Annotated in this window: 14 protein-coding genes; 4 read left to right on the top strand and 10 right to left on the bottom strand. The window is 68.1% G+C overall.

Annotated elements, in window-relative coordinates:
* Window positions 1-138: 138 nt before the first annotated feature.
* Window positions 139-951 carry a hypothetical protein gene (locus AB0I51_RS31210; protein ID WP_362980861.1) on the top strand — a complete coding sequence of 271 codons (813 nt, stop codon included), beginning with the start codon at window positions 139-141 and terminating at the stop codon, window positions 949-951.
* Here AB0I51_RS31210 and AB0I51_RS31205 read toward each other — a convergent pair.
* The 4 genes from AB0I51_RS31205 to AB0I51_RS31190 all read right to left on the bottom strand — a co-directional run bounded on the left by AB0I51_RS31205 (window position 944) and on the right by AB0I51_RS31190 (window position 6,029).
* A complete protein-coding gene (locus AB0I51_RS31205; protein WP_362980859.1) occupies window positions 944-2,314 on the bottom strand; it encodes a hypothetical protein in 1,371 nt (456 codons plus the stop codon). The two genes, AB0I51_RS31210 and AB0I51_RS31205, sit on opposite strands and share 8 nt — an antisense overlap.
* Window positions 2,315-2,317: 3 nt before the next feature.
* The gene (locus AB0I51_RS31200; RefSeq protein WP_362980857.1) at window positions 2,318-3,136 is read right to left on the bottom strand and encodes a serine/threonine-protein kinase; all 819 of its coding nucleotides are present in this window, start codon (window positions 3,134-3,136) and stop codon (window positions 2,318-2,320) included.
* Between the two features lie 936 nt (window positions 3,137-4,072).
* On the bottom strand, window positions 4,073-4,531 hold the full coding sequence (locus tag AB0I51_RS31195) for a hypothetical protein (RefSeq protein WP_362980855.1): 459 nt from the start codon (window positions 4,529-4,531) through the stop codon (window positions 4,073-4,075).
* Window positions 4,532-5,282: 751 nt separating this feature from the next.
* On the bottom strand, window positions 5,283-6,029 hold the full coding sequence (locus AB0I51_RS31190) for a DUF4232 domain-containing protein (RefSeq protein WP_362980853.1): 747 nt from the start codon (window positions 6,027-6,029) through the stop codon (window positions 5,283-5,285).
* A 203-nt stretch (window positions 6,030-6,232) separates the two neighbouring features.
* Here AB0I51_RS31190 and AB0I51_RS31185 point away from each other — a divergent pair, with 203 nt between their 5' ends.
* Window positions 6,233-7,573: a helix-turn-helix transcriptional regulator gene (locus AB0I51_RS31185; RefSeq protein ID WP_362980851.1), complete on the top strand. Its 1,341-nt coding sequence runs from the start codon at window positions 6,233-6,235 to the stop codon at window positions 7,571-7,573.
* Window positions 7,574-7,764: 191 nt separating this feature from the next.
* A complete protein-coding gene (locus AB0I51_RS31180) occupies window positions 7,765-8,109 on the top strand; it encodes a hypothetical protein (protein WP_362980849.1) in 345 nt (114 codons plus the stop codon).
* On the opposite strand, the gene AB0I51_RS31175 is transcribed toward AB0I51_RS31180, so the two are convergent.
* From AB0I51_RS31175 to AB0I51_RS31165, 3 genes are all read right to left on the bottom strand, one after another.
* The gene (locus AB0I51_RS31175; RefSeq protein ID WP_362980847.1) at window positions 8,084-12,814 is read right to left on the bottom strand and encodes a DNA repair ATPase; all 4,731 of its coding nucleotides are present in this window, start codon (window positions 12,812-12,814) and stop codon (window positions 8,084-8,086) included. The genes AB0I51_RS31180 and AB0I51_RS31175 overlap by 26 nt on opposite strands.
* A 151-nt stretch (window positions 12,815-12,965) precedes the next feature.
* Window positions 12,966-15,113 carry a flotillin family protein gene (locus AB0I51_RS31170; protein ID WP_362980845.1) on the bottom strand — a complete coding sequence of 716 codons (2,148 nt, stop codon included), beginning with the start codon at window positions 15,111-15,113 and terminating at the stop codon, window positions 12,966-12,968.
* A 352-nt stretch (window positions 15,114-15,465) separates the two neighbouring features.
* Window positions 15,466-16,128, bottom strand: a complete 663-nt coding sequence (locus AB0I51_RS31165; RefSeq protein ID WP_362980843.1) for a hypothetical protein — start codon at window positions 16,126-16,128, stop codon at window positions 15,466-15,468.
* Window positions 16,129-16,370: 242 nt separating this feature from the next.
* Here AB0I51_RS31165 and AB0I51_RS31160 point away from each other — a divergent pair, with 242 nt between their 5' ends.
* Window positions 16,371-17,429, top strand: a complete 1,059-nt coding sequence (locus AB0I51_RS31160; protein WP_362980841.1) for a helix-turn-helix domain-containing protein — start codon at window positions 16,371-16,373, stop codon at window positions 17,427-17,429.
* A gap of 293 nt (window positions 17,430-17,722) precedes the next feature.
* On the opposite strand, the gene AB0I51_RS31155 is transcribed toward AB0I51_RS31160, so the two are convergent.
* The 3 genes from AB0I51_RS31155 to AB0I51_RS31145 form a co-directional block, all read right to left on the bottom strand.
* Window positions 17,723-18,052, bottom strand: coding sequence for an SCO5918 family protein (locus AB0I51_RS31155; protein WP_262061246.1), 330 nt, complete (start codon window positions 18,050-18,052; stop codon window positions 17,723-17,725).
* 179 nt (window positions 18,053-18,231) lie between these two features.
* A complete protein-coding gene (locus tag AB0I51_RS31150; RefSeq protein WP_019063123.1) occupies window positions 18,232-18,435 on the bottom strand; it encodes a cold-shock protein in 204 nt (67 codons plus the stop codon).
* A 211-nt stretch (window positions 18,436-18,646) separates the two neighbouring features.
* Window positions 18,647-18,973, bottom strand: a complete 327-nt coding sequence (locus AB0I51_RS31145) for a MerR family transcriptional regulator (protein WP_362980838.1) — start codon at window positions 18,971-18,973, stop codon at window positions 18,647-18,649.
* Window positions 18,974-19,044 lie beyond the last annotated feature (71 nt).

Below are 19,044 nucleotides of genomic sequence, written 5' to 3'. Positions count from 1 at the left end.
CGCCACAACAGAAACCGGCTGAACACACCAACCACAAGCCACACGGGTCACGATTCAACCGACCAGAGTGGGTCCGCGTTCAACCGCCGCCGACAGTAGGATACGAACTTCGAGTATCTGACTTAGAGGAAGGGTCACATGACTACTTTCGAACGTGAAGCAGACATGCTGCGCCCCATCATCTCTAGCCGATACGAGTTCACATCACGAAGGACCCCCTGGGAGCACTTCTACGAGATCCAAACCCAAAAAGGCGTTGCCGACATCATCTTTGCAGTGTTCGATAAACGCACCGTCGAGGACAGAAAAAGGCGGGGAGTTCATCCGATTCAATCCAAGTCGGCAATTGACGTCATTTCGCTGCTCAGTGATGCACAGAAACAGAACGCCGCCGGAAAACCAACACCTCCATCGCTTCCAACATCAGACATTGCCAGCAAAACCCTCACTTCGACGTCTCACCTAAGTCAGCAATTGCTGCCCAAGCTGATCGAATACGGCTGGGTTGAGCGTGTAGGTAGAGGACAGTGGCACGCCAAGCATTATTACAAGTGTCCAACCACAAGCATTTATGCCATCGAGGTAAAACGTTCCGATTGGCAACGGGCACTCAGTCAGGCTGCGTCACATACGAAGTTCGCCAACAAGACTTTCCTGGCAATGGATGCCGAACGTCTACCTAGGTCTCAAAATATGCTGCGTACAGCATTGGATCACGCTGGTGTCGGATTGCTCTCTGTATCTGCTGACGCACTGAACAGCCCCCTGACGGTAGTCGCGAATCCAGCACGCAAGTCACCAAGGAATAGTGAACGCTCGGTCGTGTCGGAGCGAATCCTTGCCGTGCGCGACTCAGGGGGCAATTCAGGGTTCTGGGGACACGTTTTCGGGAGGCTAGTCACTACAAGTAGCGGCGACGACCCTCGAAGGTCCGCGTTGCTTCTTACTTGAGCCGGTCCAGCCAAAGATCCAGATGCTTTGGGTCATTCGCACCGGTGAGCGGCACGATAGCTGACGCTGTGTCCCTAAAGTCTCTGGCGCTCCGGGCGATTGTGCGTGCGCCAGCTCTTGTGCCACGAGCGTGGTCTGACGCTTCGGCTGCGGCTTCGGCCACTTTGACCAGATAATGCGCGCCGGCCTTCGCCTTATCCCACAGGCCAGGTGTTTGTGCGCGACAAAAGTCGCAGTCACACGCACTCTGTCCGGGAAGCGCTGACAGTAGGGAGTCGGTGTCGACATCGACCACGTGCAACAAGCTGCGACGGAATGTCCTGTTGGTTGGTGCCGGTCGCGGCGTGGTGCGCTTGATCTTGATTACCTTCGTATCCGCGAACGCGCGCTCGCCTGAGCCGATGCCAGTGGAGAAACCGTTGGCGCCCCAGGCAAGGGCGACCCAGCCAGTCAATGCAGTGTTGGGGAGAATCAAGAACTTATCGTTTTCCTCGCAAACGCTCGACAGCTCAATATAGCCGTCCAGAATGTCTGCCGAGGAAAGCTGACCGTAGGGTTGCGCAAGAAGAGGCCAGCGCACCCGGACGTAGAAGACATCCTCGTCCATGTCTAGCAGCTCAGCAAAAAGCGAGTCACGTAGCCTCTCAGTGGTCAGCCACGTATAGGGGATCGTGAGGTTGACTGCCAAATTCTCGTAGTCACGCGTCTCATCGCGTGCCCAGCTTACGCAGTCCCTCAATGTCTTCAGGCTGCCCGCCCGGTCTGCGGAGTCCATCCACAATCCAGGCGTGAGAAGTACAGTGGCACCCTGTTCGCGCTGAGTCTGAATGACATCTGCGACCCAATCAGCTGTCCAGCCTGAGGGAAGGGCACGATTGAAGTACGGCCACTTAGTTGATGTAGATGCGCCAGCAAATGGCTTATCGTCTCGCTGCTCCGCAAGAACCGTGCCATACGAGTCCATCCTCGCGAAGCACTCCGGGTCTGCAATCTGAACTGGAGCTACTGCCGTGTTGCGAAAGAAAGTCGGGATACCCGAAGCCCCACTCGGTCGCATGCGGGGAATCGGAGCAACAACACCCAGGTTGAGAGAGGTGCCGTGCGCGGCATTGATATGGTTCAGCGCTGCCGGGATCGAAACTGAGTGTTGGTGGCTCCGCTGGATAAGAAACAGTGGCTTGCCACCCTGAAGGCAATCCCTCGCCTCTGCGAAACGCTCCTCATCAATCACCTCCCCGAGCGCCTCGGCGTCGGCTTCTGCCTCGGCGCTCCAATCGAAGAAGTCTTCATCAATCGTTTCAGCATCTGATGCCTCAGCATTCACCGTGTCAACAACGAAGTGCAGTTCGTCATCGCCGCGCATATCCTACTCCCCCTTGATGCGACGGATGGCTTTCGCCACCGTTCCTCTCTTATACGGTTGCTCTGAAAGGCAGCGGTCAATCAAATCGGCAACGCTAGACGGAATGGACTCCGGAAGCGCAGGCTTGCTCTTGATCCGCTCAAAGAACGTATCCCAAGATAGCGTCTCTCCCTGAGCAACAAACGGGTGCATTCCAGTGGCCGACTCGTAGAGCACAACACCGATAGCCCATAGGTCGCTGGCCTTTAGCGCCCTCTCACCTCGAAGTTGCTCGGGCGCCATGTACATTGGAGTCCCGATGGCCTGCGGGTATCGTGTAATGGACTCCACGTCCATCAGCTTGGCCAATCCCAAGTCCAAGATCACGGGATGAGAGTATTCGCCTCCCCGAAGGGCAACATTGGCGGGCTTCAGATCTCGATGAAGGAGATTCGCCGCATGGATAGCAGATATACCTTGCAACAATCCATTCGCGAGATTGACTAGTTGGTCGGCCGTGGGACGTGACTTCGGGATCGCCTCAGCCAGGTCGCCACCCTCAATGTACTCGAAAATGAGGGTAATTCTGCGATTCCCTGCGATATCCAGGGGAGCAACTTCATCCAGGCGTACGACATTCTCGGAGGCTACCCGGCGGTAGCTGACGATCTCTCGACGCAGCCGTTCAAGATCCGCATCGTCTCGATAGATGATCTTGAATGCCGCGTCCTTGCCGTTGGCGACAACCCTCCAGGTCTCACCGAAAGCACCCGTGCCGAGGTATGACACGGAAGAGATGCCGACGGCTTGTTCGACGTCGGCGGCAGAGAATTTTTGCGGCATGGGTTCGTCCCCCGTACACAATCAGGCATATGACGCCCTGACAGGTTATACGACATCTGAGCGCGCGCCAGGGTACCGGAGCATTCAATTCCGAGTGTCGAGATACACATCTTTAATTACTGGTGAGTCCCCCCGTTTCGTAGGCACGGACCCGTGCCTACGCCGAACATCATCTGGAGCCCCACGGAGAGCCGGCCGCCCTCGGGTGCAGGACCGGACCGTCTGCCAGCCACGAAGGCTGAGCCAGGAGCAGGTGATCAGATGAGCACTGCATCCTGTACGTGCTGTGACGGGGAGGCGGCCCCTTCCTGCGCCTGAGACGGCAGCGATTGCCGGTCGAGTTGGGGGGCCAAACAGGGGGCCAAACGAAGTGGCTGCGCAAAGACTGCTGCGGACAGTAGTGGACTGCGATGGAGGCGGAACCGCCAGGTCAAGGTACGCGAGCCAAGGTCATCAAGGCCGCGATCGCGTTCGGGACGAAGAGGTCGTGGGTTCAAATCCCGCCACCCCGACAGTTGAAACGCCAGGTCAGGGCCAGTGCTGAGAGATCAGCGCCGGCCCTGATTGGCGTTGCGGGTCCATTTTGGGAGCCATTTGGGAGCCGACTTCGGGAAGTGGCTCCCCGGTGGCTCCCAGCGAGGAGCATTCCGCCTTCGAGCGGGCCCGCGCGCCGCATGTGCCCCGGGAGAGCCGTCCCCACGGCTTGTGCGGAGGAACCCACAGACGATACGACGATCGCCATGCACCCTTGGTCTCCGACAAACGACCGGCAGCTCGCACTCCTCACCCGCATCGGGGCCCGGACCGACCCCGTCACGTCAGAAAGCCCCGAGCTCGCGCTCACCGCCCACGCGCGTGCGAACGCGGTTGCCCCGTCGACGCCCGCGTGCGGGGAGAGTCGGGCCAGGTGGCCTGGGACCACCGAACCCGTCTCCGTCAGCTCGTGCCGCCCCACACCGCTTCCAGGTCCCGGCAGCGGACCAGAATGCTCGCGTCGGTCAGCGAGATTTCGTGTGTGCAGCCTCCGTCCTCGTCCGGAAGGATTTCGTCGAAGAGGACGGTGTCGACCAGCATCCAGTCGATGGAGTGTTCATAGTCGACGGAGAAGTGCGTCACGCCCGAGTAGGTGATGCGCAGGCCGGAGTCGTGCTTGAACTTGTTGGGCGCGAAGTCCAGGACCAGGCTGCCGCTCTTGTCGGTGGCGAGGTGGACCCCTGCCAGTTCCAGATCCTTGATACAGCGGGTCGCGCCCGCGATGTCGTAGTGGCCGGGGTCGGTGGCGAAGGACCGGGCGCCTGGGGGCAGGTAGGCGCGCAGACGCGGCAGTTCGGCCAGATAGGCCCCGGGATCCACGAGGAACCCTCCGTCGTCCCAGACGGCCGTGACGTACTTCATTTGCATCCTTCCGCGGCGAGAGGCGGTCGCCTCCATTTGTCTCCGGTGATGTCCTCGGTCCCCTTGGGAGCGATGCGGCCGACCTTCCGCAGCTCGTAGAGCATCCGTCCCTTGACGGCGTTCTCCACACCGGGCGAGACCTCGACTTCCGAAGCCTTGATGCCATGTTTGTTGAACCAGCCCTGGCTGTTGTACAGCCCGACCTCGCGGATGGAGGGTCTGCCGCACGTGGCAGTTACTCGAAGATCGGTCGGCTTTCCGGCCCACCTCGGGCTCAGATCATTCGGTTGGAGCGGACGCGGCTCCAACCAGGCCTCATCGGGCAGGCGCTCTCCCGATGGGCTGCCATCGCAAGGGCACCGCGGAATCAGCTCCCTTCACCGTTCAGCGATCGATGTGGTGTACCCGACTGCTGTCCTGAGCCGGCGGACGAGCGAGACCTGTTGGAGCTCGCCATGTGTGCGCTTCCCAAGAAGAGCGCTCGGGAGTTCCGCAGCATCGTGGAGCCTCTGGACAGGCGGATCCTCGAACGTCCGGACGCCGTGCCGTACGCCAATCCACCGAATAGGTGGTGGCAGAGCGCCTTCTGATCAACCTCATGCTGCGGGACGAAGAGCCCGCAGCTTCACATCCCCACCAACCCCGACAGCCGACAGCCGACAGCCGACAGCCAGGCAGTCCCCGGGGGGCCGCCACCGGATTCAGATCCAGTGCCGGCCCCCCGCTACCCCGAGCCCCCGCGCCCCGCGTCTCAGTAGGTCAACGCATCCTGCACGCTGGTCAGCCAGTAAGTCACCCTCAGCGAGTCGTCGACGTAGACGCCCTTGGTGGGGAGGGCAGGGGTGGCGGCAGGGCTGATGCTGTTCATGTTGCGGTCGAAGAAGTAGACGGAGAGGGACTTGGCGGTGCGGCCGTTGGTGCCGCTGCCGTCGCTTCCGCCGGCGAGGGCGACGGCGGCGTAGCCCGACTGGCCCGGCGTGAGTGTGGTCACCGCCTGCGGCTGGGAGTCCTTGATCACCGGTGGTACGGACTGGGCGTCGCCGAAGTTGACGGCCGGGTAGTAGTAGAGGTTGCAGGTCTTGGAGCCGGTGTTGGTGACGGTGAGCAGCATGTGGTTGATGGGGCGGCTGACCGGCTGCGCGGTCACCTTGGTGTTGGCGCCGCTGCAGGTGACGGTCTTCGTGGAGCTGCTCGAACCGGAGCCAGAGGTCGAACCGGAGGTCGAACCCGAGCCGCCGCTCGTCTTGCTGCCGCCCGACCGCGTGCCGCCGCTGGTCGAGGAGCCCCCCGTCGAGGAGCCGCCCGACGTGTTGCCGCCGCTCTGGCCGGTTTTCGTCCCGGACGGTGCCGGGGTCGTCACCTTGGAGGAGTCCGAGGAGGCCGCGCCGGAGTCCTGTACTCCCAGTTTGTCGTTGCAGGCGGTGAGCGAGAGTGCGGCGAGCGCGAGGGTGGCGGCGGCGAAGAGGCGGGTGCGGGGACGGGCGGTGAACGCGGACATGGCTGTGCTCCCTTTCGGAGAGGCGGGAAGTCGCCCGCCGTCCAACCGGTCGGCGGGCGGCGTGCTTTGATGACCAGAGCTTGTGCCGCTTTCCGTCCCACCCGCCACGGCAGCCGGGAGTTACGGGAACCTGGAACATTCGCACCGGCTCTTACCTGGGGGAACATGGCTTCCCTGGAACGCTGGACTGGAATGGAGGCAGGGTGGCAGCGGTGGACGAGACGGCCGATTTCGCGGCGCTGATACGGGAGCTCAAGGACCGTTCGGGGCTCAGCTACGGCGTTCTCGCGAAGCGGCTGCACATGAGCACGTCGACGCTGCACCGCTACTGCAACGGCGACGCCGTACCCACCGAGTACGCCCCCGTGGAGCGGTTCGCGCGCCTCTGCAAGGCGACCCCCGACGAACTCGTCGAGGCCCACCGCCGGTGGATCCTGGCTGACGGGGCCCGTCAGCGGGAGCGGAAGTCCGCCGCGACCGCCGCGACCACGGCCACAGCGGCAACCACGGCAGCGACCACCGCGGTCACCGAGACGGCCGCCGCTCCCATCCCTGAAGCAGACGTCCCCTCCGCCGCGCCGGGGCCCGCTCTTTCCCCCGCGACCGAACCGGCCGAACCGGTGGCCGCCCCGCGCAACCGCCGCCGAACCGCTCTTTTCGCCGCCGGCGCGGTGGCCGTAGTGCTCGCGGCCACCGCGCTCGTCCCCCACTTCGTGTCCGGCGACGGCGGCGGGGACCGGAAGCAGGAGGCCGGTTCCGTGACCTCCACCGGGCGCGGTACCGCCTCCGCGTCCGCCTCCGCGAGGCCGACCTCCTCGGCGTCCGCGTCGGCCTCGCCCTCCGGCTCCGCGAGTCCTTCCGGGTCCGCTACGGCGAAGAGCGGGGCGTCCGCCTCCCCGAGCGCGAAGGCCGGCGGGGCCGCGGACGTGGCGGCGGCCGTTCCGCTGACGGTGACGACCCGGCCGTACGCCTGGGAGAGCCCGTGCGGCCAGACCTATCTGGTCGACCAGGACGCGGCCAAGGTGCCGCCGCCGCCGACCGAGCAGGACGCGCCGAGCTGGGTGAGCGCGCTGGGCGCCGTCTCGGCCGGCAGCCAGTACCTCGAACTCACCGTGCAGGGCACCGGACAGGACACCGTGGTGCTGCAGTCCCTGAACGTCCGGGTCGTCGGCAGCGCTGCGCCGCCGGCCTGGAACGTGTACGAGATGGGGTACATCGGGGTCGGCTGCGGCGGCGGGGTGCCCACGCACTCCTTCGACATCGGGCTGGACGCGGTCCGCCCGGTGGCCAGGCCGAAGTCCGGGCAGACGGGTCTGCCGTACAAGGTGAGCGAGAGCGAGCCCGAGGTCCTGTACATCACGGCCGCCGCGGCCTCCCACGATGTGCGCTGGTATCTGGAGCTGGCGTGGTCCAGCGGCACCCGCAACGGCGTGCTGCGCATCGACGACCAGGGGAAGCCGTTCCGCACCAGCGGCATGAGCGGACGTCCGCAGTACGGCTACTCGCTGGACGACAGCGAGTGGGTGCCCCACAAGGCCGACTGAACCACGGCGGTCCCCAGCACCCCGCCGCGCCGCCGGGCCCGCGTTGACACCGACCGTCGCCGGACGTTGACTGGCAGCACTGCGCAGTCGTTGAAGGGTACGACCGACCGGGTCTCCGGGGGCCTGGAACAGGCCGTCGAGAAGACCGACGAGGCACGAACGCCTTCAGGCGGAACGGAAGCGGCATCCTCATGTACGACCAGACACGCGCCCAGCAGCCCGCGGGCCAGAACCGGCCCCCCACCGAACGCCGCACGCCGGGCCCGGAGCCACTGCTCCCGCCGGCCGAGCGTGAGCAGGTCCTCCAGCGGCTGCGGCACGCCATGAACACCTTCGCCGAAACCCCGCGCGACGCCCTGACGGAGGCGGAGAGCGCCTACGACGAGGCCACCGCCCAACTGGTGGGCGCCCTCGCGGCCCGGCGGGAACTCCTGCGCGCCGGCTGGGCGGACCAGGACCCCGAGTCCCAGTCCGACGAACTCCGCAACGCGCTGCGCCAGTATCGCGAGATCACCCAGCGGTTGCTCCAGCTCTAGCCCGCTCCCGCCGGTACGCCGTCTTCAACTCGCCCCAGCGCACGGCCTGTTCATTGGTGAGCGTGCCCCGCAGCTCCGCCAGTTTCAGCAGGTTCGCCTCCGCCTCCGCCCCCAGGGTCTGTGCCTCGGCCGTGTAGTGGTCGTCCAACACCGCGGACAACTCACGGGAGTTCATCACCGGCTCGATGCGCCGGGCGATCCGGTTCATGGTGCGGTACGACCCCTGGAGCCGGAACGGCGGTTCGGTGCGGGCCGCTTCCGTGGTCGCCGCCGAGGCCATGTACGCGGCGTTGACCGCGAGGACGGTGTCCCGGGCGGCGAGCAGATGCCTCAACACGGCGACGGTCCGGGCCAGTTCGGCGGGCTCACAGGCGTAGGAGAGGCGGTCCGGGCGGGCCGTCGCGTCGCCCTGCGCCAGCCGGATCAGCAGGTCCAGGTCGTCGTGGTCGCGCCCGGCGAGCGGGGCCAGTACCGGGTTGGAGGTCAGCGCGTTCTCGACGAAACTCAGGGCGAACAGCGCCTCCTTGCCGGTCAGTACGTCGCCGAGGTTCCAGACGTCGGCCCGGTTGGCCAGCATGTCGGGCACCCGGAACCGGCTGCCCGACTCGGTGTACGGGTTGCCGGTCATACAGACGGCGAACCGCTTGCCCCGCAGGTCGTAGGTGCGCGGTACGCCCTCCCGCACGCCCTCCATCCGCCGGGTCGCGTCGCACAACGTGATGAATTTCTGCAGGAGTTCGGGGGACGTGTGCTGGATGTCGTCCAGGTGGAGCAGCACGTTGCTGCCCGCCGCGAGCGCGAAGTTGACCTTCTCGACCTCCTGTCGGGCGGTCGCGTTCGGCGCCTCGGCCGGGTCGAGGGAGGTGACGCCGTGCCCGAGGGCCGGGCCTCCGACCTTGACCAGGACCAGTCCGAGCCGGTCGGCGACGTACTCCATGAGGGTCGTCTTGCCGTAGCCCGGCGGGGAGATCAGCAGGAGCAGGCCGCCGGTGCCGACGGGGGCGTCCTCCCCCGCCGTGCCGAGCTGGCGGGCCAGGTTGTCGCCGATCAGCGGGAGGTACACCTCGTCGACGAGCCGGCCCCGGACGAAGGACGACAGGACGCGCGGACGGTACTCGTCGAGCCGCAGCCGGGCGCGCTCCGCCGCCACGAGGGCGGTACGGCGGCGCTGGTAGGCGCGGTGGCCGGGGACGTCCCGGGTGCGGAACTCCTGTGTACGGGCGAGGAGTTCGTCGATCCGCACATCCAACTCGCCGCCTACGACACGAGGATGGCTGCCCAGCAGTCCGCCCACCGTCTCGGTCAGCCGCGCGTCCGACTCGTAGCGCGGTGTGCCGGGGCAGAGTTCGGCCGCCACCGCCTCCGCCAGGTCTCCCGGGTCGACCCGCGTACCGGACGCCGTCGTGTACGCCGTCAGCCACGCCTCCACCAGCTGCCGGCGCGCGGGCAGGTCGTCGTCGAGGGCGAGGAGATCGTCGTCGTAGGCCGAACTGCCCACCGTGCGGCGGAACTTGTCGAGGAGTGTGCGGGTGCCGGTGCTGAGCACGAAGCCCTCGGGGGCGGCGGTGAGTTCGTCGAGGAGGTAGGCCGCAGCGGGTTCGCCGCCCAGTTCCCCCGCGAGTTCCGCGCGGAGTTCGGCGTCGGCGGGGGTGGGCCCGAACAGGTCGCGGGCCCGGGCCAGGGACCTCGCGCGCCGGGTCCAGTTCTCGCGCGCCCGCGGGCTCGTGCCGTGCGCCCAGAAGAGCAACGCGCCTGCCCGGGCGGCCGGTTCGTGGCGCAGCAGGCCCGCCTCCTCGTACCGGCCGAGCAGGGCCGTGAGGATCGCGGTCGCGTCGTGGTCGTGCACACCGCGTTCGTAGCCTTCGTCGTACGACTCCTGCGCGGCCCGGCGGACCAGGGCCGCGAGGTCTGGTTCCTGGGCGAGGGCCTGCGCGCCGTGTTCGTCCAGGAGGCGGGCGGCGAGGTGTTCGGCGCGGTAGACCCGCGGTGACTCGGAGGGCAGCGGACGGTCCCAGAACTGGCTGGTGGCCGCGAACTCCGGGTCTCTGACCGGGGATCGGTAGTCCGTGCCGGTGAGGGCGAAGGCCGGGCCGTCGCCGGAGGGGACCAGGGTGAGGTCGAGGGGCTCGGTGTGCACGGCGAAGCGGTGGCGGCCGAGGCGGAGGGTCCGGCCGCCGTCCGTGGAGAGGTCGGCGCGGTCGCGCAGGGCGCGGACCGCCTCCGCGCGGGCGGCCGTGAGTCGGCCCGTCAGCTCCTCCGCCCTTGTCGGGTCGCCGAGTTCGCGGAGTCGGTCGGCGATGCGGCGGATCCTCGCCACCATCGGGTCGGAGGCGAAGTAGGTGTTCACCGCGTCGGCGTCGGCGAGCGCGACCGCCCGCCGCCCCACGGTCTCCAGCACTTGGACCGCCGACCCCGCCAACTGCTCGGCCCTGCGGGCACGTTCGTCGACCAGGGTCTGCTTGCGGGCGGAGAGGGTCTCGTGGATCTCGGTGCGTTTGCCGGCCAGTTCGGCGAGGAAGTCGTCGAAGTCCGCGAAGCGGGCCTCCAGGTTCTCCAACCGCACCAGCAGAAGGGCGAGTTGGGTGTCGCAGCCCTCAGGGGTCGCCGCGTCCGCGAGGGCTCCCGTCACCGACTGGGCCAGCAGCGCGAACTCGGCCGCGAACTCCGCCCGGCCCTCCCGGTCCCGGAGTTCCGCGCGCCGGGCGTCCAGCATGGCGCGGGCCCGGTTGACGCCGCCCAGCACCTCGGCGATCCGCTCCAGGATCGACGTACGGACCGTGGCGTCACCGATGTCGAGACCGGCGACCACCTCGGTCACCGTCCGCAGTCCTTCGGTCAGTTCGTCCAGCCGGGCCGCGACCGGGGCCGCCTCGGCGACCTTGGACAGCGCCCCGGCCTCCGCGACCAGGGTGTCGATCAGCTCGTGGTGCCCGGCGAACGCGTCCTCGCGGGCCAGGAACGACATGGCCCGCTGCCCGAACACCCCCAGATCCGCCTCGACTTCGGCCGCCGTCTCCTCGATCCGCGCGGTGTCCGCGTACCGCATCTCCTTCAGCGTCAGCAAGTGCCCCTGTGCCCGCCGGAGTTCGGTGAGCCCGGCGACCCAGCCCGCCGCGTCCCGGGGCGCCTCACCCCGCAACCGCCTGACGAGGGAGGCGAGATGAGCCGTCGCGTCGGCAAGGGCGTCGGCGGCCCGCCCGGTGAGAGTCCGGACGGTCCCGAACTCGGTCAGGACCTGCTCCGCCGTACCCCGCACCTCCTCCAACGGCCCGCGCAGATCACCGAGTTCGGCGTCCCCGAGCCAGTGATGCGTGTCGGCCGCCCGGACACAGGCGGCGACCAGCGCCTCGTAGACCTCCGCCGTCGGCTCCATCCCCGCGACCGCGTCCGTCAGCGACAGACAGTCGGAGATCCCGCGCACGAGATCGGCGTTGCCGACCCGGAACAGCGGTCCGGAGCCGGTCGGTTGGGCGGCGGCATGGGCGTCGGAGACGAACGGGGTACGCCAGATCCGCACCGGATGGACGCGGGCCGCCTCCCCCTCCCCGGCGCCCAGCACCATCAGCGTGCCGTTGTCGAAGAGTGCCCGTCCCTGACCGGACAGCGGCGCGGCGACCTCCTTGCGGATCAGGTTGTACGGCAGCAGCAGGCTCCGCCCCGAACCCCGCGCCCGGTACCCGAACAGCACGTCCTCCCCGTTGGGCGAGCGCACGATCCGCTCCAACTCCAGCCCTGCGATGTCCGTTTCGAAGGTCTTGCACTCCCCCGTGGCCAGGCAGTACCCGCCCGGGAACACGATCCCCTGTTCCTCCGGCAGCCGCCGGCACGACCGCCCGATCCCGTCGAGCCGTACGACACTCCTGGTCAGCGTGTTGAAGACCAGATAGCGGTGGGCCTCCTCCTTGTAGGGGAGCACCCGCAGCAGCACCAGCGCACCCACCCGCGCGTACGCGATCTCCGCGTCGGCCGGCGACTGCAGCGGCTCGTCCACCGGTTCGGCGTAAATCCCCTCCCCCGTCTCGGTGTTGTCCTCCACCTTCACGGTGAGGGTGCCGCCCAGCGTGTCGACGTACAGCCCGTCCTGGATCCGAACGTGCGGGTGCCTGCCGGGGACCAGGTCCTCACGCCCGGTCCCCGTCCAGTCGAAGTCGTACGGCGGCGGGAAGACGTGGTCGCGTTCGCCGTGCGCATCCAGGAAGGTCGCCGACCGGCCGTCGTCCGTGAGCGCCCAGCGCAGCACCCGGATGTCGTCCGTCTTCTCACCGGTGCGGAACACGGCCAGCAACTTGCCGTCGACCGAACGGAGTTGGAGTAGCCGCGCCTGCCGGTAGTAGCGGTGCAGGGCGGTGAACTCCCTTACGAACTCCGGGTCGTCGAGGAGTCCGGGTACGGCGTTCTCGGGCAGCCCGCGCAGGTCGTGGCGGTCGTACAGGGCGAGGACGTCGGCCACGGTCGTCTCCCGGGTGACACCGTGGGAGACCTGATGGCCGAAGAGCAGCGCGTCTCCTACTGCGACAACGTCCCTCGGTACGGCCGGGTGCTCGGTGGTCAGGCGTCCGGTGCCGGTGAGTTCCACCCGGGTCGAGCCGAACTCCTCGGCGCGGCGGGTGTTGAGCGTCTCCGCGCGGTGGGCGAGTTCGGCGGCCTGTGCGGCGAGGCGGTCGCGCAGGACCTCGTAGGTGCCGGTGTCCAGGCCGGTGGTCATGGGTCCCTCTCAGAATCTCGGGCGATCGGGGGGGGTGGATGGGTCCGGAACTGCCGTCCCCTGTGCGGCAGTTCCGGACCGTCTGTGGGGGCTGGGCCTGGGCCCCGGCCGGGCGTCGAGCCCTCGCCGGGCCTCGCGCCTCAGCCGGGTGTCAGGCCTTCGCCGGGTGGCCGTTGAGCGCGGTCAGCGGGGTGTCCGCGAGGCCCAACTCACCTGCCCTGTCGAGCAGTTGCCGTAGCTGACCGGCGTTCGCCGTGTCCGTCCGCATCAGCTTCATCAACAGCGCGGAGACCGTGAGGCTCTGCACATCGGCCGTGGAGACCGAGCCGAACACCCGCCCGAGGTCGTCGGCGATGTTCGACGTACCGTCCAGCCACGGGCGCGCCAACGCCTGTGCCGTCTCGGAGTTCTGGACGAAGCCGTCGACGCTGCGGCCGAGGGAGATCGACGACATCAGCCGGTCGAAGAAGACCGTGTCGCCGCCGACGATGTCGATGTCGGCGTTCTCCAGCCCGGTCGCGAGGACCGTGGCCTGCGCCTCGGCGACCTGCCGCTGCACATCGAGACCCGCGAGCCGGATCTCCTTCTCGGCCTGCAACCGCAGCCGGTACTCCTCGTGACCGCGCGAGGCGTCGTCGAGGGCGGCCATCGCGGCGGCCTTCTCGGTGAGCCCCTCCGCCTCGGCCTTGAGCTTCTCGCCGATGCCGGTGGCCTCCGCGAGCGCGTTCGCCCGTACGCCTTCGGCCTGCGCGAGCACCTTGGCCTGCGTACCCTCGGCCTCCGCGAGGGCCTTGGCCCGGGTGCCCTCGGCCTCCGCGCGCAGCCGGGCCTCGGTGCCTTCCGCCTCCGCCCGCAGTCGCGCCCCCGTGGCCTCGGCCTCGGCGCGGCCCGCCTTCACGGTGACCTCGGCCTCCTTGTCGCGGACCTGGACCTCGGCGAGTCCGGCCGCGGCGGCCTCCGCCTGGATGCCCTCGGCGAGGCGCAGCTTGGCGCGGGCGTCGAGGTCGGCAGACTTCAACCGGGCCTCGGCGAGGGTCAGTTGCTCCCCGGCGCGGTGCTTGGCGGCGGCCTCGGCGGCCTCGGCCCCCTTGATGTCCTTGACCAGCTTCTCCTGCGCCTCCGCCTCGGCGGCGATGATCACCGCCTGCCGGGTGCGCTCGGCCTCCTCGACCACCCGCAGCTTCTTGATGGCCTCCTCCTGCTCGGCCACCGTACGGTCCACGGCGATCCGTTCCCGGACCACGTCCGCGACCTCGCGCCGCTCGACCTCGACCTCCTTGTCGCGGGCGATCCCGGACAGCGAGGTCTCCCGCTCGCGGGCGATGACTTCGAGGAGCCGGTCCTTCTCGATGCGCTCGTTCTCCACGGCGATGACCCGCTCGCGGTTCTTCTGCGCGACGGCGATCTCGCGGGCCTGGTTCTCGCGCTGGACGCCGAGTTGCTCCTCGGTCCTGAGGAACGCGGCCTGCGCGCCGAGGCGTTCCTCCTCCTGCACCTTCGCGGTGGCGGCCTCCTCCTTCGCGCGCAGGGTCTCCACCTCGCGCCGCTGCCGGATCTCCGCCTCGGCCTGCCGGCGCTCCAGCTCCAGGATGGTCTCCCGGGCGTCGACGTTCTGCCGGGTGATCTCCTTCTGCTCGGTGCGCTGGAACTCGTTGGTGCGGACGTGCTCGATCGTCGTCAGCTCGGTGATCTTGCGGATGCCCTGCGCGTCCAGGATGTTCTGGTTGTCCAGCTGGGTCATCGGCGTCTGTTCGAGGAAGTCGATGGCCGCGTCGTCGAGGTGGTAGCCGTTCAGGTCGGTGCCGATGACCTGGATGATCCGGTCCCGGAACTCCTCGCGCTTGGTGTAGAGATCGACGAAGTCCAGCTGCTTGCCGACAGTCTTGAGCGCCTCGGAGAACTTCGCGGCGAAGAAGTCCTGGATCGCCACCGGGTCGCTCGCGGTCTGGGTGCCGATGGCCTGCGCGACCTTGATGACGTCCTCGACGGTCTTGTTGACCCGCACGAAGAAGCTGATGTGGATGTCGGCCCGGATGTTGTCCTGGCAGATCAGACCCTCGCGCCCGGTGCGGCGGATCTCGATCGTCTTCACCGAGATGTCCATGAACTCGGCCTTGTGCAGCACCGGCAGGACGACCGCACCGGTGAAGGTGACGTCGACCTTCTTCGTCTTGGAGACGATCAGCGCCCGTCCCTGCTCCACCTTCCGGAACAGCCGCCCGACCAGCAGGAGCAGGGCGAGCGCGATGAGCAGGACAACGGCGACGAACACACCGATGCCCACGGTGATGGCGTTCATGACATGGGTCCTCGTGGGATGAGAAGGGTGGTGAACGGGCGGGGCGTGGGCCTACAGATGTGGACCAACGGGCGTTGGACTACATGCGTTGGGCTACGGGGTGTGGGCCAACAGGCGTTGACCGCCGAAGTGTTGGTCAACGAGTGTTGGTCAACGGCTGTTGGCCGACGGGTGCTGGCCGACAGGCGCGGGCCGACGGTCGTGGTGGTCGCGGGCCGACGGCCGTGGGCCAACAGGCGTGGGTCAACCTGCGTGGGCCACCAGGCGTAGACCCCACCAGGCGCGGCGGGCGGCCGACGGTCGTCCGCCAACACCCGTGGGCAACGGCCGCAGGCCAACAAGTGTTGGCGGTCTACCCCGGATTGCCGCCGGGACCGGTCCTCGGGTCCAGCGCGCTGTCGTAGGGCGCGACCCAGAAGAACTCGCCGGGTTCGTCATAGGCGTAGAGCAGTCCGGTGCTGCCGCTGGCGAGGGCGTCGTTGCCCGTCTGCCGGACCTGGACCGTCGCGGCCGAGCCGTCCGCCGCCCTGACCTCGGCCTGCCCGAACCCGGCGTCCACCCGCCCGGTTCGAATGGTGCAGGTCAGCCCGACGAAGTCCAGCCGGGACGGCCCGTGTTCGTCGGGAAAGAGGCGGTGCAGCGGCCGTACGAGCAGCTTGGTCGCCTGCCAGGAGACATACCCCGTGCCGATCAGCACGATCGCCCCGGCCAGGACGCCGGCCGGGCCCGAGGGGACGATCAGCACGCTCGCGCAGAAGCTGATCAGCCAGCCGACGGCGACGAACAGCGAGAAGGCGAGGGTCACCGGGACCCCGCCGAGCCACCGGCCATGGCCGTGCCCACGAGCGTTGACGTGCGCGTGCCCACGGACGTGGACCTGCACATGGGCATGACCGTGACCGTGCGCGTCGGCCGCGCCGAGGGCGACCAGCAGCCAGTAGAGGACGACCACGGCGAGCGCCGCGGTGAAGACGACGGCGGGAAAACCGGTCGCGGCAGCGATGAACGCCCCCATGATCCCGGCCCCCCGTTCTCGTACTCGCCCGACTGTCGACGGGGATGCCCGGATCGCGGTTCTGGTGCCGGAAACCTGCCGGTGTCCGGCACCCGAACCATCCGCGGTGCTCCCCTGGCGCCATGGTGCACGCGGGGTGCGCGCCCGCGCATTGCCGGAACCCGGCAGTGTTCATTAGGGTCTTGATGCCGGTGACGCGCTAAGAAAGCGTCACCAGGGCGTCAAGAAAACAGGGGGCGGCGTTGCCGGAGCGCGGAATACCTGAGCAGTATCTGGAGGGGTACGCGCAGCTCCTGGCGGAGGTCGCCGTCACCGGACGGCGCCTGACCCGGGCCGAGTTGGAGGCCCGCCGCGCCCTGGGCGAACACGCGGCCGAGGCCGGACACGGACTGCGCGCCCTGGTCAACGCCCATCTCACCGCGACCCGCGCCGCCTGGCCGGAGACTCCCGGCGCCGCCGACTGCACACTCGCCGCGGTGCAGCAGGTCGTCGACGCCTTCAGCGAGGGCTACGAACGCGCCCAGCGGGTCGCCGTACGCCAGGAGGAGGCGGCGCGGCGTGAGTTCATCGACGATCTGCTCTACGGCCGCAGCGATCTGGGGCGGCTCGCCGAACGCGCCGAGCGTTTCGGTCTGCGGCTGTCGCACACGCACGCCGTCGCCGTCGTCCAGGGGCCGACGCCCTACGACGAGAGCGCGCCGGTGCCGCGTCAGGTGGAGCGCGCGATGATCAGCCGTTTCGGTGACCGCAACATCCTGCTCACCACGAAGGCCGGCCGGATGCTGTGCGTCGCACCCGGCGACCAGGACGACGTCCTCGCCCACTTCGCCAAGCAGTCGTACGCGGCGGCGGAGGGCGCCCGGGTGGCGATCGGCCGGCCGCAGCCGGGCGCGGGCGGGATCGTCCAGTCGTACGAGGAGGCCCTGAACACCCTCGAACTGGCCGAGCGGCTCACCCTGGAGGGCCCGCTGCTGCGCGCCGCCGACCTGCTGGTCTACCCGGTGCTCACCCGGGACCGGCAGGCGATGGCCGACCTGGTGCTCGACGCGCTGGGCCCGCTCACCAGGGCACGCGGCGGTCCGCGCCCCCTGCTGGACACGCTCTCGACCTACTTCGACTGCGGCTGTGTGGCCGCGGAGGCCGCGCGCCGGCTCTCACTGAGCGTGCGCGCGCTGACGTACCGCCTGGAACGCATCCACCAGCTGACCGGCGCGGACCCGGCGGACCCCGGCCAGCGGTACATGCTGCAGACGGCGGTGATCGGGGCACGGCTGCTGGACTGGCCCGACAAGGAGCTGTGAGGCGGAGCGCCGGCCGCTGGGCGCAAGGCGAGTCTTCGCAGGTGGGCGGTGCGCGGGAACGCTCGGTGTCACCGGGGGTGAGGCGCGAAAGCGTGACACTCGGCGCTGAAGTGACACACTTCTGTGGGGAGGGGCCCCCTACCGGTGGACGCCGGAAAGGGCCGCACCGCTCAAGTTCGAAGAGCCCGCACGGCGCACGGGGCGCTGGGCGCAGAAAAAAGCGACCCCGCGCCCGGATAATGCGTCGGCGGCGTGGTCGCTTGAGGGTTGCGGAGATGGTGGGGGCGGAGGCGTCAGCCCAGGGTGGTGCCGATGTACGAGGTCGATTCGGGGCCAGAGTCGGACTCGGCGGAGGGTGCGGCGGGCGCGGGGGTGGCCGGCGCGGGCGGCGTCTCGTGGCAGGTGAAGCCGAGGCGGGTCAGGGCCCGGGTCACCTCGAAGGCGGTGAAGTCACGGCGGTCCTGCTTGGTGATCACCTCGCCTACCTGCTTGACCGGGTACAGCTTGCGGCTGATGACGGCGCAGGGGCCGCTGACGGGCTGCTCCGGGCGGATGCCCTTGAGCATCTCCTCCACCTCGCTCTTTGTCAGATCGAAGGGGTAACGGGCGATCACGCAGCGCATGGTGCCTCACCAAGGGGTTCGAGCGGGAGGAGAGGGGAGGATTTCTCCTCGGGGGGAAAACCGAGCGGCCGGAGAACGGCCGAAGAACGGTGGGTGGCCGAAGAACGGCGACTAAATGAGCAGATACGAAAAGGGACCCGCACCCAAGGTGCGGGCCCCTGTTTCGCAGCTTCGCGTGCTTAGGCGGGAACGATGTTCTCCGCCTGCGGGCCCTTCTGGCCCTGCGTGATGTCGAAGGTCACCTTCTGACCTTCCTGCAGCTCGCGGAAGCCCTGGGTGGCGATGTTCGAGTAGTGGGCGAAGACGTCAGCGCCGCCGCCGTCCTGCTCGATGAAGCCGAAGCCCTTTTCCGCGTTGAACCACTTCACGGTACCGGTGGCCATGTCTTAACTCCTAGGCAGTGCACGAGATCCGCACTTTACGAATCTCCTCCATCGCCGTGATGATCACCTGCCCGGAGAACCGGTTCAAAATTGGCAACCACAACTGCAACTGAAGTCAGCCTAGCACGGAACCCATTTCGGCGACGGCGGAATTGCGGGGGAAAAGCGCCGCCCAAAACAGTGAATTTCTGTTTCGTCGGCATCAGATTTTCTAACGATGGGACGACCGGCGCAGCTCCTCGTTCACGCGCAGCGCCTCGTCCAGCCGGTCCTCCAGGCTGATGATGCGGCAGGCGGCCTCGATGGGCGTCCCCTGGTCGACCAGCTCGCGGGCGCGGGAGGCCGTACGGAGCTGACGGCGCGAGTAGCGGCGGTGACCGCCGTCCGACCGCGTCGGCGTGATCAGCCCGGCCTCACCCAGTGACCGGAGGAAACCGGGGGTGGAGGCGATCAGCTCGGCGGCCCGGCCCATGGTGTAGGCGGGGTAGTCGTCGTCGTCGAGCCGGTCGGCCGCGGGCGGCTGGCTTTCTGCGGGCATGTACACCTTTCCTGCGGGCCACCGGAGAGGAACGGCCCGCCGCAGGGGAGCGTGTTTCCCCCTACGGGAAC

The sequence above is a fragment of the Streptomyces sp. NPDC050549 genome (assembly GCF_040655035.1).
In the GTDB taxonomy this organism is placed as follows: domain Bacteria; phylum Actinomycetota; class Actinomycetes; order Streptomycetales; family Streptomycetaceae; genus Streptomyces.
The sequence above is the reverse complement of the archived record's forward strand: the minus strand, read 5'-3'. Positions and strand labels throughout refer to the sequence as shown.

Coding starts and splice junctions, on each gene's coding strand:
- AB0I51_RS31210 (WP_362980861.1), top strand. CDS start 139: ATGACTACTTTCGAACGTGAAGCAGACATGCTGCGCCCCATCATCTCT.
- AB0I51_RS31205 (WP_362980859.1), bottom strand. CDS start 2,314: ATGCGCGGCGATGACGAACTGCACTTCGTTGTTGACACGGTGAATGCT.
- AB0I51_RS31200 (WP_362980857.1), bottom strand. CDS start 3,136: ATGCCGCAAAAATTCTCTGCCGCCGACGTCGAACAAGCCGTCGGCATC.
- AB0I51_RS31195 (WP_362980855.1), bottom strand. CDS start 4,531: ATGAAGTACGTCACGGCCGTCTGGGACGACGGAGGGTTCCTCGTGGAT.
- AB0I51_RS31190 (WP_362980853.1), bottom strand. CDS start 6,029: ATGTCCGCGTTCACCGCCCGTCCCCGCACCCGCCTCTTCGCCGCCGCC.
- AB0I51_RS31180 (WP_362980849.1), top strand. CDS start 7,765: ATGTACGACCAGACACGCGCCCAGCAGCCCGCGGGCCAGAACCGGCCC.
- AB0I51_RS31175 (WP_362980847.1), bottom strand. CDS start 12,814: ATGACCACCGGCCTGGACACCGGCACCTACGAGGTCCTGCGCGACCGC.
- AB0I51_RS31170 (WP_362980845.1), bottom strand. CDS start 15,113: ATGAACGCCATCACCGTGGGCATCGGTGTGTTCGTCGCCGTTGTCCTG.
- AB0I51_RS31165 (WP_362980843.1), bottom strand. CDS start 16,128: ATGGGGGCGTTCATCGCTGCCGCGACCGGTTTTCCCGCCGTCGTCTTC.
- AB0I51_RS31155 (WP_262061246.1), bottom strand. CDS start 18,052: ATGCGCTGCGTGATCGCCCGTTACCCCTTCGATCTGACAAAGAGCGAG.
- AB0I51_RS31150 (WP_019063123.1), bottom strand. CDS start 18,435: ATGGCCACCGGTACCGTGAAGTGGTTCAACGCGGAAAAGGGCTTCGGC.
- AB0I51_RS31145 (WP_362980838.1), bottom strand. CDS start 18,973: ATGCCCGCAGAAAGCCAGCCGCCCGCGGCCGACCGGCTCGACGACGAC.